The organism is Ammoniphilus sp. YIM 78166, from assembly GCF_004522215.1.
Taxonomy (GTDB): domain Bacteria; phylum Bacillota; class Bacilli; order Aneurinibacillales; family RAOX-1; genus YIM-78166.
In genome coordinates this window covers 928,664-954,457 of the sequence record NZ_SDLR01000001.1, presented here as the reverse complement: position 1 = coordinate 954,457, position 25,794 = coordinate 928,664, and the positions used below count along the sequence as shown (strand labels likewise).

Genomic DNA, 25,794 nt, shown 5'->3' with positions numbered 1-25,794 from the left:
ATCGATTCTCTTTGGCTTAAGTGCGAACGCCCGATTCAGGGCACGAACCGCGAGCATTTGGTACCTCATCCGAGCGATCTGCCCAGGTTATCTCAAGACATGATTCCACCATCCACTTGTCCCGTAGTGCATTAATTATATCAAAAAACTGGAAATAATACGAAATGGTAAAAGGACAACCAATGTCTTGCAGTTGATTGCCCTTCGCGAGATTTTAGAGTTTATACTTCTTTATTACGGTGAATATCCTTTATTGCGTGGATCGTATAACTCCCAGAAGGTTATACATTCTATTTACTGCTTAACCTCCGACCAAATGCGGTCATAGATTTTCGTCGCCTCACCCAAGGCGGTCATATACTCCCCTCTTTTCATCGCATCAGCAGGAATATAGACGGCCGGGTCGTTTAAAACTTGTGGATCAATCAAATGATGAGCAGCTACATTTGGATTGGCATAGGGAAATTCCTTGGAAATTTCCGCGCTGATTTCGGGACGCAGGATAAAGTCAATGAACAGCTCGGCGTTTTTCTTGTGAGGGGCTCCCTTAGGTATGACAAAGTTATCCTGGAATAGTTCCATTCCTTCTTCCGCTAGAACCGTTTGGATGGCTGGGTTTTCCTGATTGGCCAGGTAGGCTTCGGCTCCCCACACAATGCCTGCTGTGACTTCCCCATTGATGAGCAGTGTCTTCGGGCTGTCGCTATCGTATACTTTGATTTGAGGCTGCAGCTCAAGAAGCAGCTGCTTGGATTTTTCTAGCACCGCTGGTTCGGTCGTATTCAATGATTGGCCTTGGAGCAGATTGGCTACCCCAATCATGCTGCGCATATCATCCGGAACCACTAACGCATGCTTAAACTCGTCTTTTAACAAGTCCTTGTAGCCCGCCACGGAGGCCCTGGAAACGTTAAAGGCAGCGTAATGTTCCAAAACGTCCTCCACGGGCTTGCTCCTAAATCGTTAGCTGCTTCCAAATAGGCAGGATCCAGTTTTTCAATGGAAGCATACAAGGGTAAAACCATAAACGGAAACAACGTATACACTAATCCAATCAGAACAGCTCCATCATGGTAAAGAAGCGCCAATGGCTGATTCGCCCATCCGAATTGCATCAGCAGGGTATTGATGACTCCTTCCGTTCGGAGCAATACCATCCAGGCATAGGTCCGAATCAGAGAATTCATCCAGAAAGGAATAATGACGAGAAACAATAATAGATTCCGATATTTCTTTGGGGACCTGGCCACCAGATAAGCAAAAGTGTATCCAAACTGTAAGCATAAGAGCGTTACGAATCCAGAAAGGAATACCGATTTGCCGAGAATGTGAAGATACATGGGGTCTAATAAACGGAGGTAGTTTTCTAAGGTGAAGGTATAGTCGATCCCGCCATATATCCCTTTGGACATCAAGCTAACAAATAAAACCAAGGTTATGGGGACGACAAAACAAGCAAGCATCCATACGATAAACGGAACAATCATCATGACTCCACCACCATCAGATTATGTGGACTCCAAGAAAGATAGACTTGATCCCCTTTAGTTAGTGGAACCGTATCTTCAGGGGTCTCATGGACAATGAGTTCGGTTCCCTGTATGGAAACAATGGTTTTGTAAAAAGCACCTGCATAGGTTCGGGATTGAAAGGTTCCTGGGATCATCGGAGACGTTACTTGTGCCCTAGGGTAAAGTCTCAAATGTTCAGGGCGAATAGCTAGATGAACTAGACTCTGTTCCTTACAGAAGGGATATCGAGGCAAGCAAAATTGGTAGTCCAACCACTTTATCAGCATGGTTTCCTTTTCAAGGGATTCGATACGGGCTTCCAAAAGATTGGCCTCCCCAATAAAGTGGGCAACAAAACGAGAATTGGGGCGCTTATAAATGTCTTCCGGAGTTCCGATCTGTTCGATCCTTCCTTGATTCATCACCGCAATCCGATCCGACATCGTCAAGGCCTCTTCCTGATCATGCGTGATATAAATGAACGTAATTCCCAATTTCTGCTGCAGATGCTTCAGCTCCCCTTGCATTTGTTTACGAAGCTTGAGGTCCAAGGCGCCTAGCGGCTCATCAAGCAGGAGAATTTTCGGTTGATTCACCAAGGCTCTGGCAATGGCTACTCTTTGCTTCTGTCCCCCACTTAACTGCTCCGGCTTTCGCTTGGCGTATTCACTCATTTGCACCAGGGACAGCATGTGGGCTACACGTTGTTGCAGCTCCGATTTCGAAACTTTCTTCATCCTAAGACCGAAGGCGATGTTGTCAAACACATTCATATGAGGAAATAGTGCATAGTTTTGGAAAACGGTGTTCACATCCCGTTTGTAGGCCGGCAGAGGAATAATATCCTTTTCTTCCATTCGGATTTCTCCTTCGTCTGGCTGTTCAAATCCCGCCAAGAGACGTAAGGTCGTGGTTTTCCCACAGCCGGACGGACCCAATAGGGTTAGGAACTCCCCCAAACCAACCTGTAGACTAATGCCGTGAATGACAGAATGGTCGTCATAAGATTTACTCAGATTTAATAGTTCGAGGATGTAAGGTGACAGTTTGAATCCCCCCTCCTTTTTTCTCAATTTTATTTAACCATAATTTGCTGGGGTTTGAATATCATAATCTATTTGTGTCACATAACGAGTTACTCAAAAATTAGACTTGCATATATATGGAAATATAAAAGCTCGTAAGGAGGAATAGCCATTGTCTTTGGATCCCCCCTTATATTTAAAAGGAAAAATATCTCCTCAAACTAAGCTAACCCTATCTAGTCGAAATAAGAAGAAATATCTTAATAGAAGGAGTAAAGTGAAACAAACCCCGTGGGGAGCTATCCAAAATGGAGGCTTCGAAAACAGCACATTGGCTCCTTGGTACGGTGACGGTGTTTTATTTAGAAGGAATGCGTTGGTGGGAAATAATTTCTGTGTAATCAGTGGAGGATTAGAACGATACATTGCTCAATATACCCTTCCTTTAGATACAAGGAGAGGTTATAGACTTTTATTTTATGTAAGAAGATTAACTAGCCTCACGACAGGAAGAGTATTTATGACGTATTCCGCAGCTAGCAATTACACGTTTGACCTTCCTTTAGAGACTTTTCGTTTAGGCAGATGGCGGTTCCAGTCTTAGGCGCTGAGGAACCCGTCATTTTTATCGGATTACGGGATTCGAGTCCTTCAGCGACTATAGGGATTGACCAAGTTTTTCTAAGACCCATTATTCAAATTGATCCACCGAGCTCATAAGGTCTGGCGTTTTTTTAATTAAATGGAAGGGGCCTCACTACCGATCGTTCAAATCCACTTTAAACTAGGGGCTATCTCCCTATACCTTAACAACATATTTTCATATGATAATAGTAGCTTAAGAGAAAGGAGGCTGTGCCTTATGAGTGCAATTGGAGTTGGTGGTGGCGGACTTGCGTTTATTCTTGTCCTCTACATTCTACTTGTGATTGTTAGCCGCCCAGGGTTCTTTTAATCTTCTCCCCCATCTAGCTGCCCAGCACAGCTCATGAAATCCCCTTTCATACAAGTGGAGACTCTGTTCTCCGCTTTTTCATTTTAGTAATCATCTCTATTTGATTATTTACTTCTGGTGGCATGATGGGTAAATAATCAATCTCAAATGATGTGACCAAATGCAATAACATTTTGCCGGAAGGTAACCTTCTTCTTTCAATCCAAATCTCTTGATAACCCGTTCTTTTTGGTTCAGCTACAATGACCACTTGTGATAATATTGATGGTATTATCTTGTAGTTGCCATTGCTATTATACCAGCACTAGTTCTCTGCTTACTGGTTGGACAAGATTAAAAATAAGAAGACACTTTATATTAAACCTGCTTTTTGCAGTTTTAGCTTTATTTAACCTCTTTAAAACCAACAGGAGAACCGTTATTCCTAAACTTAACTACTTTTATCGGGCGTTCGGAGTTAGGATTTGATGATTCCGTGATTCGATAATGTACATCAAACTTTTCAACTGTTATCACTTCAATTTCTTGACCAACTTCTCCAATAATAATAGCGTAGGCCTTATTCCCTCTTTCTGCCATCCCAGTGCTAGCGGACGGCGTTTCCTCAATCGAAGTCCTAATATCTTCTGGTACCTCATCTAAGCTTATTTGTTCAAAAGGTATTTTATTATTACATCCTGATAGGAATAAAAAAACACCTAATAGAATAATAAACACGTGTTTCACCCGGTGCTATCCCCTTCCTTATCCAAATATCCAATATAGAAAAATGTTTAACGTCCCGAAAACGATAATTTGGTTTACATGCTTTTATAAACGGACGAGGGGGTGGGGGAAGGATAGGCGTCCATCCCCAAATCTTTGGCCAGTTGCATGGATCTTATCGTAACGACTTTGCAACCTGGATAATCTCGTCTTTCGTTAAATGCCCCCAAATTGAAATGTAATGACTTTGGGTGACCCAAGTGAGCGTGCTGAACTCCTCTTTCGGTGAATAGGCTAGCGTTGCTTTATGACCTCCAATATTTACTTCCTCAATCAGCCGATCTCCATATGTTGCGCCTGCACCAAATTGGTCGCTAATTGTAAATTGTTGAACATAAAAGAATTTTTCCTTATCTATATCATTCGAATAATAGAGTATGATTTCACTGTACTTTTCATCAATGGCATTAGTCATGACGGTAGCATGATTGAGATTAAAGTTCCCAGGGACTACTTGTGGTACCATAATCGGAAACTTCATAATCTCCTGGGCTTCTTCCAATGTCATATTTTGGGGGACGGACTGTGACCCAGGTATAATACTAAATTCCTCTTGTGGAGGTGCTCCCTTACCGTTATCGGGCGTGTCACCAACTCTAATCATCATTTGGGCTGAATTTTCTTTAAAGCCCTGCATCATTTGAATGATTTTTTGGAATGCCCCCCCGTTATTAGGACTCCATGTGATTAGCAGCACTAATAATAGTATAAAACCCGATACAGCATAGACCCCTTTCCATTTTGAAAAGGAATACCTTGAGGGGCTAGCATTTCCTATCTGGGGTTGAATTTTCTCCCAGGCCTCTGTTGAAGATAATGGGGGTGCAGGACTATTTTTTATTTGGTCCAAGATCAGGTCTTTTATCAATTCATCTAGTCCATCTTTTTTCATCATATGATATCACCATCCCGTATGGCTGGATGCTCTTGCAGTGAGGTTCTTATTTTTTGCTTAGCCCGGTGCAGGCGTGTCTTGACCGCTCCGACGGTTACCTGCAGTGCCGATGCGATCTCTTCATCTTTAAGCTCATAATCATACTTCAAGATGATCACTTGTTTGTATTCGGGCTTTAATTTTAAGATTTCTTCTTGAAGCAAATCTTTTATGTATTGGTCTACTATTTGCCGCTCAACAGAGGATACGGATTCATTTTGGATCCCAATCTCATCATTATAGTCGTCTTCTGCGGTAAAATCTTTCCATCTTTTTATTTGTCGAAGAAAATCAATGGCTGTCCTTGTCGCAATCGTTCCAAGCCAGGCTTCGATCTTTTTGCCATCATTCAAAGTATGTAAATTTTTAAACGCTTTAATGAAAGTTTCCTGGGTTACGTCTTGTGCTAGATCCCGATCATGCGTTATAAAGTAAGCGGTTTTAAATACCCGGTGATAGAACATCTCGAACAAGATCTTCTCTGTATGCACCTCCTTTTTCCTCAGCTTCCTCCATATGCCATCTATCAATCTCTCGACACCTCCCGTACAGCAGGAAATCCTCACTGCACTATCTGTCTATTTTGCCACTATAGTTTAATAGTTTATATCAATTTCCATTTATCGGCAATATTTGCAGCCTATTCTGTTTAGCACAGCCTTAAACATTATCACGATTTGAAATTATGTGATATTCATCACCGCGTTTTAGTTCTGGGGTTGGTAGTATTTATTACGTAATCATCGTAAATCATCCAATGGAGGTAATGATAAATGAGTATGTTTTGTTTTCAATGTCAAGAAACTGCAGGTGGAACAGGTTGTACAATCGCTGGTGTTTGTGGAAAAAAAGATGATTTAGCCAATATGCAAGATTTATTGATTTACACGATTAAGGGAGTATCAATTGTAAATACAATGGCTCGTGAAATCGGGATTAATCAAAAGAAAACAGATGAATTTATCATCAATGGCCTTTTTATGACGATTACCAATGCCAATTGGGATAAAAATGAGTTTTTCAAAACGGTAAGAGAAGGGTTAGATCTTCGTGAAAAAATTAAAGCGGCAATCGAACAGGCGGGGTACACCGTAGACAACCAAAGCGATTTTGTCACTTGGTATGGGGAAACCAATGATCAGCTTGAAATGAAATCAGCTTCTCAAGAAGTTAGTATATTAGCTACAAGAGATGAAGATATTCGTTCATTAAGAGAATTAGTAACTTACGGTTTAAAAGGGATGGCTGCTTATTTAGAGCATGCGGCAAATCTTAGCTATGAAAATGAAGAGCTCAATGCGTTTATGCAAAAGGCACTTGCCATGATCACAGATGATGCCGTAAGTATGCAACAATTAATTGACCTTTCCATGGAATGTGGAAAATTCGGCGTTCATGCCATGGAGCTTCTAGATACCGCCAATACATCAACATATGGCCATCCTGAAATGACGAAAGTAAACATTGGCGTACGTCAAAATCCAGGAATTTTAATTAGTGGACATGACCTGAAGGATATGGAACAGTTATTAAAACAAACAGAAGGCACGGGTGTAGATGTGTATACACATAGTGAGATGCTTCCAGCAAATTATTATCCGGCATTCAAAAAATATGACCATTTTGTCGGTAACTACGGAAATGCATGGTGGGAACAAACGCGTGAATTCGAGAGCTTTAACGGACCGATTTTAATGACAACCAACTGTATTGTACCACCGAAGGCATCTTATAAAGAACGAATGTATACAACGGGGGCAACGGCAGTTGAAGGTGTAACCCATATTCCTAAAAGTGAAGATGGTACAAAAGATTTCTCCGTCATTATTGAGCATGCCAAGAAATGCGAACCACCAGTAGAAATTGAAAAAGGTGAAATTATCGGTGGATTTGCCCATAATCAAGTGGCTCAAGTCGCGGATCAAGTGGTAGAAGCTGTGAAAAATGGTGATATTAAACGATTCTTTGTGATGGCTGGCTGTGATGGTCGCCATAAGAGCAGAACGTATTATAAAGAGTTCGCCGAAGAGCTTCCAAGTGATACGATTATTTTAACCGCTGGTTGTGCCAAATACCGATACAATAAGCTTGATTTAGGTGATATCAACGGAATTCCAAGAGTACTGGATGCTGGTCAATGCAATGATTCTTACTCTCTCGTCATGACGGCATTGAAGCTCAAAGAGGCATTTGGTTTAGAAAGTGTAAATGAATTACCTTTATCTTATAATATCGCATGGTATGAGCAAAAAGCGGTGATCGTTTTCTTATCTTTACTCTACCTAGGGGTGAAAAATATTCACGTTGGCCCAACTCTACCCGCATTCTTATCACCCAACGTAACGAACTTCTTAATTGAAAACTTTAATGTAGGCGGCATTACAAATACAAAAGACGACATGGAAATGTTCATGAACTTCTAATTTCAAAAATGCATAAAACAAGGGGAATACGACAGAAAATACTTAACAAAAAGGATGAATTTCCATGCCCTTTAAATTGACCAACTTTCCACCAGACACTGCTCCTAAGGTAGTTCAATGGAAAGAAATGATGTCTCAAGAGGTTTGTATTTCCTGTCAAAGTAGTTCTAGAGATTGTCATTGTGTTCAATTACTTGCACAAGAGATTTTGGAAGATATCTTATTAGATTAAACAATAAAGGCCCTTTTGAGTGCAAAGAACAAAGGTCGAAAGGTGATCACATCCTATAGTGATCACCTTTTTTATTGAAGACCGTTTTACATTTCTACTTTTTCTACCCTACTTAGAACTTCAGATAAACGCGTCATCCCAAGCTTTAACTTCTCAGGAGTGGAATGGGTAAAGTTCAATCGGAACGTGTTTTTCTGTGGATTTACAACATAAAAAGGTGATCCGGGAACATACGCTACACCATGATTCACGGCTTCTGGAAGCAAACGGGTCATATCTAAATGTTCATCAGCTTCTACCCAGATGAACATCCCTCCTTTTGGTATGGTAAAGCTAAAACCTTCTAGATTCTCTAAGTATTCGCGCATGACATTCATACGCTCATAATATTTCCGTCGAAGTAGAGCAATATGGCCGTTTAGATCGAAATCACGCAACAGAAAATAGAGGGCTTGCTGATCTAAGGAACTAGAATGAAGGTCAGACGCTTGTTTTGCCTGTACCATCATGCAGATCACTTCTTTAGGTCCTGTGATCCAACCACTGCGAAGAGCAGGAACAACGGTCTTAGAAAAAGTACTTGTATATAATACATGTGTTCGTTCCTGTTCTAGACTAGCCAGAGATGGATAGGTTTCCCCATCATTGAACTGGATTTCACCATAAGGGTCATCCTCAATAATGAGGACATTATATTTTTTAGCCAATTCTATTAAGGTTATCCTACGTTCCTGACTCCAAGCCTTCCCCTCAGGATTAGAAAAAGTAGGAACCACATAGATGAATTTGGGTTTTAACGTCTTCATTTTAGATTCTAAATCTTGGGGGTCCATGCCATATTCATCCCCTAAAACGGAGCAAACCTGTCCTTCGTAGGCTTTAAATACCTGCAAAGCTGCTAGATAGGTCGGATTTTCAGTCAGGACGATGTCACCAGGTGAAATCATAACTTTACTGAACAGATCAATCGCCTGCTGTGATCCTGTCGTCAACAAGATGGATTCCGGCTCTGAATTAATCCCTTTCATTTTCATCCTTTCTTTGAGCAATACACGCAGGGGCATAAAACCTTCCGTTACGCCATACTGTAATGCACCCGCCCTCGATGCAAAAACTTTCTCATAAGCCAACTGGAGTTGTTCTACTGGGAAGAAGTCCTCAGAAGGAAGTCCACCGGCAAAAGAAATGACATTTCCTTGCTGAATGATGGCTAAAAGATCCCGAACGGATGAAGATGTGAAATTTTTCGTCCGATCTGCAAAAACATAGTGCATAAATTCAATCCCCCATTAATGATTAAAAATTCAATAAATTATATCCTCTGCTTTTATGTTATCATCATAAGATATATATTTAAAATATCGATATTATTGGTTTATCATATCAAAAAGGTATGATCATTCAGGGGGATTTCAATGGATATTCGGCAGCTTCGATACTTTTTGGCTATAGCAAAAGAAGAACAAATTACTCGTGCAGCAAAAACCCTAAGCATGGAACAACCGCCGTTAAGTAGACAATTAAAATTAATGGAACAAGAACTCGGTGTCTCCTTGTTTGAACGAAATGGAAAGCAGTTAAAACTGACACAACCGGGGATCATTTTACAGAAAAAAGCGGAGAAATTGATACATCAACTGAATGAAACGATAACGGAAATCCAAGAGATTGATCAAGGACTACGAGGAACCTTATCAATTGGTTCGGTGTTTTCATGCGTGTCGCTTCTCCCAGAGAAAATGAAACAATATCGGGAGAAGTATCCGGATGTGATCTTTAAAATCTTGGAAGGCGATCATTTCACTCTGGGAAGGCATCTTGAAAATCGAGATATTGAACTCGTGATCACAAGACTTCCTTTTGAATCGGATTCCCCATCCTCCAAGTACGATATCATCCATTTACCATCAGACCCATTTGTGGTAGTAGCTCCTCAAGATTGGATTGAATCCCAGCCATCCATCCACATGAGAGATATTGCCTCTCTACCTCTTTTGGCCTTAAAGAGTGATAGAACAGTTAGACTGAACGAAAAAATCGTAAATGAATGCAGACGTTTCGGTTTTGAACCGAACATTGTCTGTGAATGTTCAAGCGTTGCAATTATTATAGCGTTAGTAGTAGCAGGTATTGGGGCTACGATCCTACCAAAGTCTGTAATGTCTTCCTTTCCGATGTCGGAGATCAAAATGTTAGATATACTTGATGCAACTTTTCAATCTGATGTAGGTATCGTTTGGCTTAGAGAGCGCTATCTTTCCAAGAGCGCACAGGCTTTCATCGACACTTTTAAGGAAGACCAATTCTAACAAAAAATGGAGCCTCATTAAGGCTCCAAGGGCTGTACCTCTTTACTCAATCACGTGCATAAAATAGGTGGCAGCCAATAAATCGGCTGTCTTCCGTTCGGGTCATTAATTCCATTTCGATAAAAGAACCACTCCATACCCCGGAGTGGATTAAAAGTTATTAGTCACCGATGTCCACGCGTTCCATCCACATGGCATACTTGACACTGCCATAATTCACTTCTTTTTCATCCACATGGCAAATGCATTGATCATGACCGCATTGGGATTGAATTTCTTCCATTACCTCTTTTTCAATGTTTCGTAGGATTAGCATTTTTTCGTCCGCCATATAAAGTACGGCTGTTCCAGTCATGTTACTTTCCCCCATCAGGTATTTATTTTCCATGTAAATGATAGCACTTACAACAAAATAATAGTCCATAATTTGCAGATTTTAAAGTAAAGTCTAATAAGTTTGATAAGGTGCATAAACGTAATTTAAATCATAAACTCCATACTATAAGCTTCGCTTCCATTTGGAATCCTGAAAGCTTTGATTTGGTCCCTTTGCTAGAATGTGCTAAACTTAACATAGGAGAAAAGAACGGACACCTATTCTGCAAGCTCTAACCAATGTTTACATTTGAAGGAGGGAAAATAATGATTTCCGATGATTTCAGAAATGATGACTCGAACGTGAAGAGGTTGGATACCACTAGGGAATATTCTTTAGAAGAATTTTTTCAATATGCTGGCGAGGAGAGGTATGAATTGCATGATGGATATCCTGTCCTTATGTCTCCCGCTTCAGCAGAGCACGAAGGAACCGTAGCCAACTTAATCGCAGAGCTTGTTACCTCTTTGCGAGGGGGCCCTTGTTCCGTGTACGGAAGTAATTTAGCTGTTGTAATACCTAAGAACAAAATTGCCAAATCTTCAAAACCGAAATCTTACTGTCCAGATATAACCGTCCTTTGTGATCGCTCTAAGATAAAGGATGGAAAATGCTACGGAGCTCCGGATTTAGTTGCTGAAGTTTTGTCTGCTTCAAACTCAGGGTTTGATTTCATTACTAAGCTTGAAGTCTACCAAGCATTAAGCGTTAGGGAATATTGGATTGTAGATTGTAGTAACTTTTTGTTACATAAATATGTTTGGGATGACAATCTTTATAAATTTCCAGTTTCCTACAGTTTGTATGACCAAGTAAAGTCTACGATTTTCGAAAGTATAGAATTTCCCCTCAATAGACTCTTTGAGCATATAGATAAGCTTTAGACACTTGCCATGGGATTCATCCTTTTTTGGTTTATAAAAATGGACTCATATCTACACTAGTGGAGTTTTTTCCTTTTACCTGCTTTAACGTCGCTACGATCAGAAAGCTTACAATTACCAATAACAGCCATGAACTCACCTTTCCTAGATGAACGAGACTCCATGCATCCGTTTGATTTGGATATTCCCACGCACCAAAGAAGGTAGCGATATTTTCAGCTATCCATATGAAAAATCCGATGAGCACAAAAGAAAGAGCGATTGGCATGCGGTATCGCGTTCCATTAACCTCATAAGTGACCCATGATGACCAAAAGATGATAAGGACAAGACCAGATAACCACCAACGAATGTCCATCCAATAGTGGTGGGTGAAAAAATTCAAATAAATCGCAGCTGCCAGTGGGACAACAACTATCAACGGTGGCCACTTCACTAGTTCAACGTCTAACCTCCGCCATGCCTGGCAAAGATAACTTGCTACACTTGCGTACATGAACCCGCTATATAAAGGCACTCCAAGAATTTTGAAGTATCCTTCCTCTGGATAAGACCAGGATCCCATATAGACCTTGAAAATTTCCAGAACAAGACCAATAAGGTGGAACAAGCTGATTACCTTTAACTCATCCCGTGTTTCAAGCCCAGAACACACCAACCACCACTGCATGAGAAGGCAGATGATGAGCAGCCAGTCATACCGTGGCAGGAAGGGAAGCGACACGATTTGTGTAAAAGCCAAAGAGGAAAAAATGACGACAGGAAACAAACACGATAGCGCCTGCTCCCAACCAAAACGAACGAGTTGTTTTAGTCCTCTCATGATTCGTGCCTCCATCAAAAGCACCTCACTGTTTTAGTGTCATTTTTAATTTAACACACAATTTATCGATTAACAATAAATTTATATTGCAGTTTATTGTATTCTTATTGTTGTTAAATATTTCTTTTGATTTTAGACAAGACAAAAAGCATTCTTCAATACAAAGAATGCTCTATAACTTTAAATGACTTACCTTCCTCCGATTCACCGAAAATCTCTTTTATTTCATCATTCCCAGTCTCTTTTTGATGTCTAAGATTTCTAGCAGCCAACTTCGCTTCTTCCATCATTCTCTCTACAGCCGGACGAATTTTGGAGGCTTTCCCTCGGAGGTGGGCCAATAATGCCAAGGAGCATCCACATGAGTGCCGGCATGTGGAGTAAGCGTCAAAAACTCCCCTGCCAAGCCTTTTCTCTCGGGGAAATCCTCTGGGTTGACGCCCACCAGTTTGGCGCCGAATTCCGCACCCTCTTCATGGCTTTAAAAACGGATCGAAAAAGGAAGTGGATCCTTCAAGTCCGTACCAATTGGGACGCTCAAGTCAATGATTCTTAGCCGTTCTCTAGACGTTGACATTTTTCAAACGCCCCAATCCCGTGATTTCCAGCTCCACTTCGTCCCCTTGCTCGAGCCAGCGATGCACCTCTCTGGTCCATGTTCCATAATGCAACCCCAGCCAACGGTTCCCGATCCGATGATATCTCCTGGGTAAAGCGTGACTTCTTCCGAGGCTCTTTCAATCATTTGGGCAAAGCTATAATGGATATCTTTGAAGTTTCCACGCGTCAGCACCTCGCCGTTGATCTTCGCGGTCATCTCTAAGTCAAAACGGTCTCCTGTCCGGTAGGGGGCCAATTCCTCTTTCGTTGCCAGGTAGGGACCAATGGAGGAAGCGAAATCCTTTCCTTTTGCCGGACCCAGCAGCACCTTCATTTCTTGCATTTGAAGATCGCGAGCAGACCAGTCATTGAGAATGGTATAGCCGAAGATATACTCCTCCGCCTCACTGGCTTTGATGTTGGTTCCTTGTTTCCCGATGAGCCTTTTCAACCGGCTCGATATTACAAATAAGCAAGAAGAATGCCAATCATATGGGGTAGCTGTTTCTCAACCAATCACTGATTATGCTGTACGAGAAACACACAAGTGAAATGTGTGTTTCCTGTACATGTTTAAAATTCTTACATTACATGTAGTGTTAGTCTTGGAATTCTCAACCAATAAAAAGCCTGTTGAGATTTTTCAACAGGCTGTGTCAGCGAATATTCTTATGTTATTCTATTTGATTCTATTCTCTTTTGATTTTTTCTGAACGCAAAGTGGGCAGAACCTGTAAGAAGTAAAGCTAAACTACTCCCCCCGAAAAAGATCATCAATCCGGGGAATCGAATCATAATAAAATAGATGAGAAGCCCTCCAAGAAGCATAACCATACTTGTGATAGGCGACGTGACGGAGAAAAGAAACGAGTTTTTTAGAATATTGCGTTTGTTCAGCTCATAATGAACCATAACAGGAAAGAGGTAGAATAATAGCAAGACATAAAAGAAAGTTAAACCTAGTAATGGCAGATAGAGCCATCGTAGAGGACTTCCTTCCAATTGCAGTAGGAAGTTAAAATCAATATAAAGAATGTAACCGATTATGACAACGATGAGTCCCATAAGGTTACCCTTTACAAACTCTTCTTTATATGATTTCCAAAAGGTTCTGAATACAGGGATATCGGCTTCTCCCATTACCCATTTCCTAGTTATAGCAAATAGAGCTGCAGTAGCAGGAAAAAAACCTAGCAGAAATAATCCGAGTAAGTTTCCAGCTATCCACAATAGATTTGCATAGGCCAATCTCGTAATCCATTCTGAAATTCTATAGAATCCACCCATGAGTCTTGTCATATCTGCCCTCCTCCTTATGTGTACGAAGACTCCTTTTCTCTATTCTATACTATTTATTTTAGCTTATCTTCAAAAAATTCACAGTTCGGTGCCACTTCAGACACCGAGCTTCTTTGAATTATGGCGTTTCTTCTCCAAATATTAAAGGGAAACCCTGCATTTAGTATTCATCGAAAAAAGGTGTTCTGAACATTATCGTTCAAAACACCTTTTTAAGTAACTTACCCCGCTTCCTTCACCGGTCTCCTTCCACTAAACTGGCTGAGGTACAGATCGGCATAAAATCCATCTCTCGCGAGCAGCTCATCATGCGTTCCCTGCTCAATCACCGTTCCTTTGTTCATCACCAGGATTAGGTCAGCATCCCGAATGGTCGAGAGTCGGTGGGCAATTACAAAACTGGTGCGGCCTTTCATGAGTGCGTTCATCGCCTGCTGAATATGGACCTCCGTCCGGGTATCGACGCTGCTGGTCGCTTCATCCAGAATGAGAATGGTCGGATCGGCCAGGATGGCTCGGGCGATCGTCAACAATTGCTTCTGACCCTGGGAAAGGTTCGATGCCTCCTCGTTCAGCACCATATCATAACCTTCCGGAAGCGTCCGGATGAAGTGATCCGCATAGGCAGCCTTGGCCGCTTGGACGATTTCTTCCTCCGTAGCATCTGCGCGTCCGTAAGCAATGTTCTCGCGAATCGTTCCGTTAAACAGCCATGTATCCTGCAGTACCATGCCAAACAGACCACGAAGCTCCCTTCGCTTCATCTCCTTGATATCCATGCTATCGATGGTGATGCGCCCGTCGTTGAGTTCATAAAAGCGCATCAGGAGATTGATCAGCGTCGTTTTGCCAGCGCCGGTCGGACCGACAATGGCGACGGTCTGCCCAGGCTTCACCTCGATCGACATGTTCTCGATCAGCAAGGTATCCGGTTTGTAGCCGAAGTCGACGCGCTCGAACCGCACCTCTCCTCGGGCTTGCTCGGTGCTCAGCTTTCGCTCTTCTTCCGGCAGCTCCTCCTGCTCATCGAGCAGCTCAAATACTCGTTCTGCGGCGGCGATAGTCGATTGGATGATATTTGCAATTTGCGCCGTCTGACTGATCGGCATCGTAAACTGTCGGGTATAGGCAAGAAAAGCCTGCACGTTCCCAATCGTAATGGAGCCTTGGATGACGAAGATGCTGCCCACTACGCAAACGAGAACATAACTAAGATTACCGATAAAGCCCATCAACGGCATCACAATGCCAGAGATGAATTGAGCGCGCCAGGACGATTGGTAGAGTTTCTCGTTCATCCCCTCAAACTTCTGCAGCGACTTCTTCTCATAACCAAACGCCTTCACGACGTGATGGCCCGTATACATTTCTTCCACATGGCCGTTTAACTCGCCAAGTGACCTCGTCATCCCGCGAAAATGCTTTTGCGAGCGCGGTGTGATCGCTCGGATCGCCATCACGCTGAGCGGAAGGGTGATGAGGACACTGAGCGTCATGACCCAGCTGATCCAAAGCATCATGGCTAATACGCCAACTAGGGTAACAAGGGAGGTGATCAGTTGGGTTAAGCTTTGCTGCAGCGTGCTGCTAATGGTCTCGATGTCGTTGACCACACGGCTCATCGTATCGCCATGGGCTCGTGAGTCGAAGTACTTTAAGGGCAACCGCTCCAGCTTCCGGTTGACCTCTTGACGCAAATCGTAGACCACTCGCTGGGAAACTGAGGCCATCACATACTGCTGGATATAGCTGAACGCGGCACTGACCACAAACAGTATCGCAAGAACCACTAGGATCTGGCCGATATAGCCAAAATCAATTCCTGCCCCAGTCTCCCCTTTCATTTTTCCTATCATGCCATCGAAGATAGCGGTTGTAGCATCCCCCATAATCTTGGGGCTTAATATAGCAAACAAGGTACTCAACACCGCGGTGACAAGGACAATCACGAGAGCGCCTTGATGGGGTTTTAAATAGGTAGCTAGCCGGCGTAAACTCCCCTTGAAGTCTTTGGCCTTCTGACTAGGCATGCCCATCATTCCGGGTCCGCGCCCAGGACCGAAACCTAATCCGGGAGGGGGGCCAGCGACTGGCTTTTGCTCCTGTTCACTCATGCAATCTCCTCCTCTGAGAGCTGGGATGCTACGATCTCGCGATACACGCGGTTCGACTGTAGCAGCTCGCGATGGGTGCCGATCCCAGCCATACGGCCTTCTTCCAGAACGATAATTTGATCGGCTTCCATAACCGTGCTTACTCTTTGGGCGACGATCAAGACGACGGACTCCTTCGTCTCTTCCCTAAGGGCCGCTCGCAGCTTGGCGTCGGTTTTAAAGTCGAGCGCCGAAAAGCTATCATCAAAAAGGTAAATCTCGGGCTTACGCGCGAGGGCGCGAGCGATCGACAACCGCTGCTTCTGCCCGCCGGAGAGGTTGGTGCCTCCTTGGGTTACTGGTGCATCATAACCGTCGGTTAACTCATCTATAAAATTCTCCGCTTGGGCTACCGCTGCTATTCTTCGAATCTCTTCATGGGATGCCCGCTCGTTTCCGAAGCGGATATTGTCCGCAATCGTCCCCGTAAACAGGAGAGCTTTTTGCGGCACTAATCCAATCATCGATCGAAGTTTGGCCTGCGGCAGCTCGCGCACATCTACTCCACCGACCAACACCTGTCCATCTGAAACATCATAGAAGCGAGGGATCAGGTTCATCATCGTGGATTTGCCTGAACCGGTCCCGCCAATGATCGCTGTTACTTCACCCGGGTTCGCTCGAAAGGAAATATCGGATAAGGCAGGCATCTCTGCTCCCGGGTAGTAAAAGGATACATGGCGAAACTCAACGCTAGCAAGGGCCAACGGTGGATCGGCAACCTCTTTTGTATCCGTCAGCTCAGGCTTCATCTCCAGCACCTCGGTGATTCTTGCGGCGGAGGCCATTGCTCGTGGCAGCATCGCTAGCATCATGGAGGCGAATACCAAGGCGAACATTATCTGCCATCCATATTGGATAAACGCAATGAGATCCCCAACCTGCATATGACCCCCCTCAATCCGAATGCCGCCAAACCAGATGATCAGAACGCAAGCGAGATTAAGCGCTAGTAAATTAAACGGCATGATCACCGCCATCATCCGATTCATGCGAATGGCCGTATCCGTCAGATCCCCATTCGCTTCGGTAAAACGCTGTAGCTCACGCTCCGTCCGGTTAAAAGCACGTATGACCCTTATGCCGGTCAAATGCTCACGCAACACCAAGCTCAACCGGTCCACCTTCGTCTGGATCGATCGGAACAGCGGACCGCCTTTCCAGAAAATGAATGCGATGAAGCCCGCTAGGACCGGTACAACCGAAATCAGGACCAACGCTAGTTTGGCATCCTTCGATACGGCCATCACAATCCCCCCGATACACATCAAAGGGGCCATGACCATCACGCGCATCATAACGTTGAGCACCTGGTATACCTGCGTAATATCGTTTGTCGTTCTCGTAATCAGAGAGGAGGTGCCCATTTTATCAAATTCATGTAAGGAAAATTGCTCGACGTGTGCAAACACACGGCTTCGCAAATCTCGTGCGAACGCCCCCGAGGCTCTGGCAGAAAAGTAGCTTCCCCCGACGGCACACAAGGCGCCCACCGCTGCAACCAACAGCATAAAACCGCCAATGCGCCAGATATAGGGGGTGTCCCCCTCAATGACGCCATGATCTACCATGTCGGCCATCAAGGTCGGCAAGTACAGCTCTGACATCGCTTGTAAGAAAATCAGCAACACCGCAAGCGCCACCCACAGCCCATAAGGCTTCATTAACCGCAGTAGCTTTAACATAACCGGTTCACCACTCCTATTCGCATTCTCCTGCTTCATCCGTTCTCGTTTTGTAATAGCTGAAAACTTCGTTCAACAGCTCAATCAGCTGCTGACTGCGTTCTGCTCCTAAATGACGGATTAACAGCTCCATTTCATGATCCACTGCTTTTTTCGCAAGAATTGTCACTTCCCTTCCTGCTTCGGTTAAACGAATCCGTACAGCACGACGGTCAACCGGATCTGTTCCCCGCTCGATCAGCCCTCTGGCCTCCATCACATTCAGCATCTGCGTCACGGTAGGTGAGGTCACGCGCAACCTGCCGCTGAGTTCAGATGCCTTTAGCCCATGGCTATCCTTCTCCATGCTTTCGCGTACGACCAGCAGCATCATGACCTCGCCCGGTGTACATCCCGCTACAGGTTGCCGCCAATATTGGCTTACATGCTTAATATTGCGGAATGCTTTAAATAAATCTCGGGTAATCGTATCGTTTTTTTCCTCACACATGGATGTCTCCTTCCGGAACACTAAACTTAATTAGCAAACCAAATTATTTAATTAGGTAACCTAATTATATTTCCTTACAAAGAAAAAATCAACCAGCCAAATGCCAGTTAATTCTTCCTTTGATTCAGCTTATCTTTTCACCAGCTTTTTCACCTTCAATCGTCCTTTTTTCCATGTAAAGACCGGCTTATACTTATTGCCCCAGCGCTTTAAGGCATCTTTATACAAGTAGCTTGTTACCGCGGCATATTTTTTACTGTTGGATTTTCGAGAATTATTATTGGCATGTGTGAGGTGGTTGTAGAGGGGCTTATTAATCCATTTAAACGGATATCGCCCAGCAAGCTTGAGCAGGATTTGCCGATCTTCGGCGAAGCGACCGCCATGAGGAACCTTTGTTGTCCATCCTCCAACCGATCGCAGGGCCTTCCGTCGATAGAAGCGAGGATACACCATTGGATGGTAGGTAATAAAATCGTATTTTCCTTTTAGTTGTCTTTTTTTCTTCGTTTTCACATATTTGATCTTTCCGCTTTTGCTTTGCTTCCAGACCTTTTCATTCCCATACACCATGGCCACTTTGTTGCTTGATTTTTTCATCGCTTTTAAACAAGCTTTGATTGTCTTTTTTTCAAACCAGTCGTCGGCATCGAGTTGGACAAAAAAGGGAGTGTCCACCATCGATAAGGCTTTTTTTAGAGCATAGGAGACCCCACGATTTTTCTTCAGCCGTACATAGCGTATGCGCTCATCCTCTAAAAAACGTTTGACGACCTTTTTCGTGTCGTCCGTTGAGCCGTCATCGACGATCAACAGCTTCCAGTGCTTTGTATTTTGCTTTAGGATACTCCTAATGGCTCTAGGCAGAAACTTCGCTCGATTATACGTAGGAATAACCACGGTCACGCGGGCCTTCTTCATCTTAGCCCCTCCTCATTTTCATAACGGATCGATAAATCGATTCTAGGACTTTCACTTGCTTTTTAGAATTAAAGAAACGCTCGACTTTGGAACGACCGTTTTTTCCCATTTGGATGCGCAGCTTTGGATCCTTAATGAGTTCCTTCATTTTTTTGGCTAATTGCTTGGCATTCCTCTCCTGCACAAGAAATCCTTCTCTGCCATTTTTGATTAGCTCGGGAATCCCACTATGTTTCGTACTGATAACCGGAAGTCCGGAAGCCATGGCCTCCTTTAATGCGTTCGGAATCCCCTCCTGATTGCCATCCTTCGTCGTGACACTTGGCAAACAGAAGATATCTGAGCGTTTCAGCGCTTTAGCTACCTTTTTATGAGATAAGTTCCCTTTAAATTCAACGGAATGCTTGAGCTTCAGCTTTTTAACCAGTCTCTTTAGGGTACGGTACTGCTCTCCATCTCCGACGATCGTCAGTTTGCTCGTAGGATAAGCTTTATGCACTTCTTTAAAGGCTTTAATGAGATATTTAAACCCCTTTTTTTCATGGAGACGTCCTACAGCTATAATATGGATCTTCTCTTTCTTCGGCTTACGCCGAACATAATGGAATTTGTTTAAATCGATGCCGCTGTACATCACCTTAATTTTTTGGGGAGGGCATTTCCATTTTACGAGTCTGGCTTTCGCATATTTGGAAGGCACGGTAAATCTCTCTCCGATACGGAAGAGCCGTGGAAGTTTACGTAGGTAGGATTTATCCTTATGTCGGCGCTGAGGCAGGTCAAAGCCATGGAAAGAAGTTAGCATGGGGATTTTGGCTATCTTTTTAGCTTTGATTAATTTGGTTCCGGTCGTACCGAAACGGGCATGGATTAACTTGATTCGAAGCTTTTTCCAAACTCGAGCCGTCTTTCTATCACTTGAAGGAAGCCTTCGGATAGGTTGATAGGGAAACTTCCTTAGATTATATATTTTTCGAGCAAAAACAATCGGTTTATATTTGCGTATATTTTTTAATTCCTCATAGATAAACGTCTCAGAGGGAGGGAGATACTTGGTACGAACGAATGCGATCCTTTTCCTCACCGGATCAATGCCTCCTTTCATAAATTCTCTTATAATAGATTGTTATATTTTATGCAGCTTTCATAGAGAGAGTGATAGAGAAAGGGCAAGTCCCTAACATCTAAAGAAAACCCCTCTACTTGTAAAAAATAGAGGGGTTTTCTTTATGGTTTTATGTCTCATTATTCTAGTTCGTCGTCAGAGTAGGTAACGGATATGTTGTCCTGGCATTCCCAGCACTCTGTTCGATTACGTTCCATCACAGCTAATTCTTCTCTACAGTGCACACATGTATCCATAACAACATCCTCCTTATGTTCATAGTGGGACAGAAATTTTCACAGGTTGTATTTCTTGTCCCTATGTTTTTATTATAAGGCATAACCTTACAATAAAAAAGTGAACAAATTGTGAAAGGAATAAATTTTCTAATTTATTAAATGTCCATAAATAACAGACTGCAATTTTGCAGTCTGTTGAATCCTTACTTAAGCACGGCCTCTTTAAAACGTCGTTCCCTCTTACCTTTTTGCTCTTTACCTCCGAACTTCTTTCCCTTTTGGTTGTTGTGACCTGCTTTTCTCTCTACTTTTAGCTTAGGCTTCTTCGCTACTCGGGGTGCTTCGGCAGTAAGCTGTACAGGGATATCGTTTGGTTCTTTGGTCAGAAGTTTCAAGGCAACGGAAACCAGTGTGATGGAATCGTACTGTTCAAGTAACTCACTGGCTGTTTCTTTATACTGATTATAATTTCCTTCTTCGACCAATCGGATCAATTTTTCTGATGCGATTCGCTGTTTAGATTCTGCAGCGTCAGCAACGGTTGGTATAGGTTTTCGTTGAATCTTTCCCTTGGACGAGTTTTCAATCGTGCGCAATTGTCCCATTTCCCTACGTGTAACAAGTGTAATAGCTTCCCCCGTTTTACCCGCTCGTCCCGTCCTACCGATACGGTGAACGTAGCTTTCGGGATCTTGAGGGATGTCAAAATTGTAGACATGGGTCACACCTGATACATCAATACCTCTTGCTGCAACATCTGTGGCAACCAAGATATCAATTTTACCATCGCGAAACTTATTCATTACCATATCGCGCTGTCGTTGATTTAAGTCTCCATGAAGTCCATCAGCAAGGTAGCCTCTTTTGTTCAAGGCATCGGTTAACTCATCCACGCGTCTTTTCGTGCGTCCAAAAATTACCGCCAATTCAGGGTTATCCACATCGAGTAGACGGCTGAGCACATCAAACTTGTCTCTTTCATTAACCTCATAGTAAACTTGACTAACGCTAGGAGAAGTCACTTCTTTAGCTTTGATTTTAATAAGCTCCGGATCCGTCATAAACTTTTCGGCAAGATCTTGAATGGGCTTCGGCATCGTTGCAGAGAACAGTAGTGTTTGTTTTTGTTCGGGTGTTTCTTTAAGGATTCTCTCAATATCTTCCAGAAAACCCATATCCAACATTTCATCTGCCTCGTCTAACACAGCAATGGATACACGCTCTAAACGCAACGTTTTTCTTTGAATATGGTCCAACAGCCTTCCGGGTGTTCCGGTAATGATATGAGGTCTCTTTTTTAAGGCGTTTAATTGTCGTTCAATGGACTGTCCTCCATAGATGGGGAGAACGGAAACCCCCATATATTTCGCCAGCCGATTGATCTCCTCCGCTACCTGGATGGCAAGTTCTCTTGTAGGCGCAATGGCTATGGCTTGAACATAGTTTTTGCTTGGATCCACCTTCTCTAAGATCGGAATGGCAAAAGCCGCAGTCTTTCCCGTGCCGGTTTGGGCCTGTCCAATGATGTCTTTGCCTTCTAAGGCAATAGGAATAGCTTTCTCTTGAATAGGTGACGCTTCTTCAAACCCCATATCTGTAATAGCCTTTAAAATAGGTTCGCTAATACCCATTTCATTAAATGTTGTCATATAATTACCCCTTTTTTTTTACATTGAATATAGTTTGAACCAAAATCTTCGCACGGATGCACGTTTTATTGCTTTGTTTACCGTCAGTTTATTAAACGAGCTGCTTGATCGAAATTTAATCCCTTTACAAGCACCAACTCACTGATTAACATTTGTCGGGCATTGTCAAGCATCATCTTATCTTCCATGCCAAGCTTCTTGCTTTTACTGAGGTACGTTAGGTCACGGATAACCTCCGCTCCTTCAAAAATATCTCCGCTTTTTATTTTATCTATGTTAATTCGTTGCCTAACTTTATGTGTATCTTCTGTCACATTCGGTTGACCATGATGAAAAGTAGCTAACAAATTTTCAAGAATGTCGTTGCCTACCACTTCTCGGATCACGAGGGTTGAAGCCTTTTTGGTCGGTATCATGACCTGTAAATTTCTCAATGTCATGTTCAAAATATAATAGAACTGCGTTTCCCCTAAAATCTCTTTTTCTTCAATGGATTCTACAGTACCTGCTCCATACATAGGGTAGAAGATCTTATCGCCAATTTGAAACAAAAGGTCCACCTCCAAAAATCTATTTGGGTCATGATCACAAAATCAGCGCGGTGTGAAGAGACAAAACAGGAGAATTAAGAAGAGATTGTTAAAGAGGTCCTAAAGAAAGAGAAATCCCCTATTACTATAGGGGATTAAAGTATCTTATAGCTTTGTAACGTTAGAAGCTTGTGCTCCACGTTGTCCTTGAACAACCTCGAACTGTACACGTTGGCCTTCATCTAAAGACTTAAAACCATCCGTAGCAATCGCGCTGAAATGGACAAATACGTCATTTCCGTTTTCTGTTTCAATAAAACCAAATCCCTTTTCTGCATTAAACCATTTCACTGTACCTTTTTGCATATAAAAAACCCCCAACTATTATGATAAATATGCTGCATTCCTAGAAAATAAAAAATTCACATATTAAAAAGAGTAACCATCCGCAACGTGATAACCCTTTTTAACATGTGAATTTAACATGGCATTAGAATTAGCAAATTAACTGTAAAACCTATTTTATAACACTTTGCCAAGAAAAGCAAGTAAATCAATTCGAACAACAAATGGTTATATTTCTTACATTAGACAAATAATAGTTAAGAATGTTAAAAAATTGGGGGTAGCTAATGAATTTTGCCAACGTTGAGGTAGAGCTCGTGCAATTGATCGATACGACGGACTGGGATAGTCAAGTGATTATTAGAGCTTCTAAAAACAAAAAAGTCTATCGATACTATTATGTATCGCTTATTACGGGCGGGTGGAAGGTATTAAACAGGAAGCCGAGTGAAAAAGCGACTACTCAGCAAATTCAGCACGAAGGTCTCGAGTTGCAGAATCACCCAAATGTTCGAATGGATTTTTTGAACCATAGTTTTAAAGAAACAAAAATTCCCACTAAAACCAAGAAAGATTAAAAAAGTCACAATAAATTGGTATCCTACCCCTTCGTAGGATACTTTTTTAAATCAAAAGATCAAAACAACGAAAGCCCTACCTCTCTTCCATCCTTACGGCTCCGATGACCGTGCCAGTGTGAATTGAAATTTCAAGAAATTGTGTGAAAATGTATAAGGAAAGTTGCCATTGGAAGGTGGATTAAATCTACATGGATTCAGGGAGGGTCCTTAACAAGAGGATCAGTATGTGAATTGTAAATTAAAAAAATTCACATACTATAAAGAGCGACCAAGAATGATAACCCTTTATAACATGTGAATTTCTCATTGCAATCTTTCTTATTTTGTTTTCTATATCCTACTATACTTTAATTTATTAACTAAAGCAATGGACAAACATTCCAGCAAGTTTATATATTAATGACTGATTTCACCGGAACAGCATATATTATGCTGAGGTGAGGGATTTGACTAAAACATACACAGTGGGACAAAAAATTATCTTAGACCGAATGCATGGAATGAAAAATGCACCAGCTACAGTACAGGACGTGTACGAAGATCACCTTGTTGTTCGAACTCACACCGGACAGTTCGTAAAAGTTAGAGAACGTGATATCGTAAGAAACCGCTAAACCTTGCGGTTTCTTTTTCTTCAATTATCTTCCCATCCAGGCTATGTCCAAAAAATAAAGTCCCCACCTAATGAGATGGGGACCTCTTATCTACGCTGAAATCGTTCCTTTTACTTGGTCCACTTGGCCAGAAGCCAGTTCGCCTTCCAATGCGGCGACCACAACAGCAGCTGAAGCATCTCCAGTAACATTAACGGAGGTACGGAACATATCCAAAATTCGGTCGATCCCAGCGATCAGGGCAATTCCTTCTAACGGCAGTCCTACTGATGTCATGACCATGGTCAGCATGATCAAGCCTGCCCCAGGTACACCTGCCGTACCGATGGAAGCTAAGGTCGCGGTGAGAATAATTGTCAGTTGCTGGGCAAACGTCAGATCCATCCCGAAGAATTGTGCTACAAAGATTACGCAAACCCCTTGATACAGTGCTGTTCCATCCATGTTGATCGTAGCGCCCAGAGGAAGGACAAAGCTGCTCACTTTTCTTGAGACGCCCAAGTTTTCCTCCGTACTCTTGATGGTGATCGGCAAAGTGCCGGCGCTGCTTGACGTACTGAATGCAACCAGAGTTGCCGGAGCAATGCCCTTAAAGAACTTAACCGGGCTCATCTTGGCAAATAGCTTAACCGATGTGGAATACGTGATCACGGTATGCAGGATTGATCCGACCGCCACAGCAAGAATGAGCTTCAGTAAAGGCATGAGTACGGAAAGGCCGTATTTTCCAACGATCGGGGCTACCAAGCCAAATATCCCAATCGGGGCAAAACGCATCACCAAACCAGTAATTTTGTACATAATCTCTGCCAACTGCTCAAAAAAGCTTTGAACGGTTTTCACCTTGTCTCCGAGCATCGTGATACCCAAGCCAAGGAAGATAGCAAAGAAAATGATCTGCAGCATGTTCCCTTCCACTAAAGCGGCAATGGGATTGGTAGGTACTATATTCACCAGAGTATCCATAAGGCCTGGCGCTTCTTTCGGTTCCACCTTTTCTTCGATCGCTGGCAAATCTAGTCCGGCACCGGGAGCAAAGACGTTACCGAGAACCAGTCCAATCGTGACAGCCAAGGCTGTTGTAAGCAAATAATACGCTACGGTTTTGCCTCCCATTCGGCCAAGCTTTTTCATATCTCCGGTACTCGCTACCCCAACAACCAGGGAAGCAAGAACCAAAGGTACAATAATGAATTTGATTAAGCGCAAAAACAAGTCCCCTAATGGTTTAACAATCTCAATACTCGGACCGATCAAGGCTCCTGCCAAAATGGCAAGGACAAATGAGACTAAAATCTTTGTCAGCAGATTATCTTTCATAAAAGAATCCCCCTTTTTGTGAACAT

28 protein-coding genes and 1 pseudogene are annotated in these 25,794 nt (G+C 42.9%); 6 read left to right on the top strand and 23 right to left on the bottom strand.

Annotated features, from left to right (window positions below):
- Window positions 1-294: 294 nt before the first annotated feature.
- Genes EIZ58_RS04685 through EIZ58_RS04675 form a run of 3 tightly spaced genes read right to left on the bottom strand, consistent with a single transcriptional unit; the run spans window position 295 to window position 2,584 of the window.
- Window positions 295-933, bottom strand: coding sequence for an ABC transporter substrate-binding protein (locus tag EIZ58_RS04685; protein WP_167577488.1), 639 nt, complete (start codon window positions 931-933; stop codon window positions 295-297).
- A complete protein-coding gene (locus EIZ58_RS04680) occupies window positions 870-1,490 on the bottom strand; it encodes an ABC transporter permease (RefSeq protein ID WP_134699329.1) in 621 nt (206 codons plus the stop codon). The genes EIZ58_RS04685 and EIZ58_RS04680 overlap by 64 nt, the downstream gene beginning before the upstream one ends.
- Window positions 1,487-2,584 carry an ABC transporter ATP-binding protein gene (locus EIZ58_RS04675; RefSeq protein ID WP_240688946.1) on the bottom strand — a complete coding sequence of 366 codons (1,098 nt, stop codon included), beginning with the start codon at window positions 2,582-2,584 and terminating at the stop codon, window positions 1,487-1,489. The genes EIZ58_RS04680 and EIZ58_RS04675 overlap by 4 nt, the downstream gene beginning before the upstream one ends.
- Window positions 2,585-2,813: 229 nt before the next feature.
- Between EIZ58_RS04675 and EIZ58_RS04670 the strand changes: the two genes are divergently transcribed.
- Complete coding sequence (locus EIZ58_RS04670) at window positions 2,814-3,140, top strand: hypothetical protein (protein WP_134699328.1); 327 nt, start codon at window positions 2,814-2,816, stop codon at window positions 3,138-3,140.
- 397 nt (window positions 3,141-3,537) lie between these two features.
- Here EIZ58_RS04670 and EIZ58_RS33075 read toward each other — a convergent pair whose 3' ends face one another.
- From EIZ58_RS33075 to EIZ58_RS04655, 4 genes are all read right to left on the bottom strand, one after another.
- Window positions 3,538-3,741 carry a hypothetical protein gene (locus EIZ58_RS33075; protein WP_167577487.1) on the bottom strand — a complete coding sequence of 68 codons (204 nt, stop codon included), beginning with the start codon at window positions 3,739-3,741 and terminating at the stop codon, window positions 3,538-3,540.
- Window positions 3,742-3,875: 134 nt separating this feature from the next.
- Window positions 3,876-4,217, bottom strand: coding sequence for a hypothetical protein (locus EIZ58_RS04665; RefSeq protein WP_134699327.1), 342 nt, complete (start codon window positions 4,215-4,217; stop codon window positions 3,876-3,878).
- 154 nt (window positions 4,218-4,371) lie between these two features.
- Window positions 4,372-5,151: a DUF4367 domain-containing protein gene (locus tag EIZ58_RS04660; RefSeq protein ID WP_134699326.1), complete on the bottom strand. Its 780-nt coding sequence runs from the start codon at window positions 5,149-5,151 to the stop codon at window positions 4,372-4,374.
- Window positions 5,148-5,720, bottom strand: a complete 573-nt coding sequence (locus EIZ58_RS04655; protein WP_240688945.1) for an RNA polymerase sigma factor — start codon at window positions 5,718-5,720, stop codon at window positions 5,148-5,150. Before EIZ58_RS04655 ends, EIZ58_RS04660 begins: the two co-directional genes overlap by 4 nt.
- 249 nt (window positions 5,721-5,969) lie before the next feature.
- Here EIZ58_RS04655 and hcp point away from each other — a divergent pair, with 249 nt between their 5' ends.
- The gene (gene hcp, locus EIZ58_RS04650; protein WP_370297622.1) at window positions 5,970-7,613 is read left to right on the top strand and encodes a hydroxylamine reductase; all 1,644 of its coding nucleotides are present in this window, start codon (window positions 5,970-5,972) and stop codon (window positions 7,611-7,613) included.
- Window positions 7,614-7,931: 318 nt separating this feature from the next.
- Here hcp and EIZ58_RS04645 read toward each other — a convergent pair whose 3' ends face one another.
- Window positions 7,932-9,119 (bottom strand): aminotransferase-like domain-containing protein, encoded by a 1,188-nt coding sequence (locus tag EIZ58_RS04645; protein WP_134699324.1) that lies wholly within the window; start codon window positions 9,117-9,119, stop codon window positions 7,932-7,934.
- A gap of 141 nt (window positions 9,120-9,260) precedes the next feature.
- Between EIZ58_RS04645 and EIZ58_RS04640 the strand changes: the two genes are divergently transcribed.
- Window positions 9,261-10,154, top strand: coding sequence for a LysR family transcriptional regulator (locus EIZ58_RS04640; protein WP_134699323.1), 894 nt, complete (start codon window positions 9,261-9,263; stop codon window positions 10,152-10,154).
- A gap of 160 nt (window positions 10,155-10,314) precedes the next feature.
- Here EIZ58_RS04640 and EIZ58_RS04635 read toward each other — a convergent pair whose 3' ends face one another.
- Entirely contained in the window at window positions 10,315-10,509 is a 195-nt protein-coding gene (locus EIZ58_RS04635; RefSeq protein ID WP_134699322.1) for a hypothetical protein, read from the bottom strand.
- Window positions 10,510-10,769: 260 nt separating this feature from the next.
- Between EIZ58_RS04635 and EIZ58_RS04630 the strand changes: the two genes are divergently transcribed.
- Window positions 10,770-11,414: a Uma2 family endonuclease gene (locus EIZ58_RS04630; RefSeq protein WP_134699321.1), complete on the top strand. Its 645-nt coding sequence runs from the start codon at window positions 10,770-10,772 to the stop codon at window positions 11,412-11,414.
- Window positions 11,415-11,445: 31 nt separating this feature from the next.
- Here EIZ58_RS04630 and EIZ58_RS04625 read toward each other — a convergent pair whose 3' ends face one another.
- From EIZ58_RS04625 to EIZ58_RS04570, 13 genes and pseudogenes are all read right to left on the bottom strand, one after another.
- Window positions 11,446-12,237 carry a DUF817 domain-containing protein gene (locus EIZ58_RS04625; RefSeq protein ID WP_134699320.1) on the bottom strand — a complete coding sequence of 264 codons (792 nt, stop codon included), beginning with the start codon at window positions 12,235-12,237 and terminating at the stop codon, window positions 11,446-11,448.
- A 155-nt stretch (window positions 12,238-12,392) separates the two neighbouring features.
- Window positions 12,393-12,524, bottom strand: coding sequence for a hypothetical protein (locus tag EIZ58_RS34770; RefSeq protein ID WP_255438196.1), 132 nt, complete (start codon window positions 12,522-12,524; stop codon window positions 12,393-12,395).
- 8 nt (window positions 12,525-12,532) lie between these two features.
- Complete coding sequence (locus tag EIZ58_RS35110) at window positions 12,533-12,682, bottom strand: cyclase family protein (protein WP_167577486.1); 150 nt, start codon at window positions 12,680-12,682, stop codon at window positions 12,533-12,535.
- 130 nt (window positions 12,683-12,812) lie between these two features.
- A pseudogene (locus EIZ58_RS04615) lies at window positions 12,813-13,279 on the bottom strand (fumarylacetoacetate hydrolase family protein); the annotation flags it as partial.
- A 227-nt stretch (window positions 13,280-13,506) separates the two neighbouring features.
- On the bottom strand, window positions 13,507-14,136 hold the full coding sequence (locus EIZ58_RS04610; protein WP_134699319.1) for a YesL family protein: 630 nt from the start codon (window positions 14,134-14,136) through the stop codon (window positions 13,507-13,509).
- Between the two features lie 221 nt (window positions 14,137-14,357).
- Window positions 14,358-16,250, bottom strand: coding sequence for an ABC transporter ATP-binding protein (locus tag EIZ58_RS04605; RefSeq protein WP_134699318.1), 1,893 nt, complete (start codon window positions 16,248-16,250; stop codon window positions 14,358-14,360).
- A complete protein-coding gene (locus tag EIZ58_RS04600) occupies window positions 16,247-17,974 on the bottom strand; it encodes an ABC transporter ATP-binding protein (RefSeq protein ID WP_134699317.1) in 1,728 nt (575 codons plus the stop codon). The genes EIZ58_RS04605 and EIZ58_RS04600 overlap by 4 nt, the downstream gene beginning before the upstream one ends.
- A gap of 16 nt (window positions 17,975-17,990) precedes the next feature.
- Window positions 17,991-18,464 carry a MarR family winged helix-turn-helix transcriptional regulator gene (locus EIZ58_RS04595; protein WP_134699316.1) on the bottom strand — a complete coding sequence of 158 codons (474 nt, stop codon included), beginning with the start codon at window positions 18,462-18,464 and terminating at the stop codon, window positions 17,991-17,993.
- Between the two features lie 129 nt (window positions 18,465-18,593).
- Window positions 18,594-19,385, bottom strand: a complete 792-nt coding sequence (locus EIZ58_RS04590) for a glycosyltransferase family 2 protein (protein ID WP_134699315.1) — start codon at window positions 19,383-19,385, stop codon at window positions 18,594-18,596.
- A 1-nt stretch (window position 19,386) separates the two neighbouring features.
- Complete coding sequence (locus EIZ58_RS04585; protein ID WP_167577485.1) at window positions 19,387-20,469, bottom strand: glycosyltransferase; 1,083 nt, start codon at window positions 20,467-20,469, stop codon at window positions 19,387-19,389.
- Window positions 20,470-20,932: 463 nt separating this feature from the next.
- Window positions 20,933-22,378, bottom strand: a complete 1,446-nt coding sequence (gene cshA / locus EIZ58_RS04580; RefSeq protein WP_134699313.1) for a degradosome RNA helicase CshA — start codon at window positions 22,376-22,378, stop codon at window positions 20,933-20,935.
- 83 nt (window positions 22,379-22,461) lie between these two features.
- Window positions 22,462-22,944 (bottom strand): CarD family transcriptional regulator, encoded by a 483-nt coding sequence (locus EIZ58_RS04575; RefSeq protein WP_205672107.1) that lies wholly within the window; start codon window positions 22,942-22,944, stop codon window positions 22,462-22,464.
- 129 nt (window positions 22,945-23,073) lie between these two features.
- On the bottom strand, window positions 23,074-23,274 hold the full coding sequence (locus EIZ58_RS04570) for a cold-shock protein (protein WP_134699311.1): 201 nt from the start codon (window positions 23,272-23,274) through the stop codon (window positions 23,074-23,076).
- 266 nt (window positions 23,275-23,540) lie between these two features.
- Between EIZ58_RS04570 and EIZ58_RS04565 the strand changes: the two genes are divergently transcribed.
- Together EIZ58_RS04565 and EIZ58_RS33070 are read left to right on the top strand one after the other, a co-directional pair.
- On the top strand, window positions 23,541-23,831 hold the full coding sequence (locus EIZ58_RS04565) for a hypothetical protein (protein ID WP_134699310.1): 291 nt from the start codon (window positions 23,541-23,543) through the stop codon (window positions 23,829-23,831).
- 449 nt (window positions 23,832-24,280) lie between these two features.
- Window positions 24,281-24,448, top strand: coding sequence for a hypothetical protein (locus tag EIZ58_RS33070; protein ID WP_167577484.1), 168 nt, complete (start codon window positions 24,281-24,283; stop codon window positions 24,446-24,448).
- Between the two features lie 90 nt (window positions 24,449-24,538).
- On the opposite strand, the gene EIZ58_RS04560 is transcribed toward EIZ58_RS33070, so the two are convergent.
- A complete protein-coding gene (locus EIZ58_RS04560) occupies window positions 24,539-25,768 on the bottom strand; it encodes a dicarboxylate/amino acid:cation symporter (protein ID WP_134699309.1) in 1,230 nt (409 codons plus the stop codon).
- Window positions 25,769-25,794 lie beyond the last annotated feature (26 nt).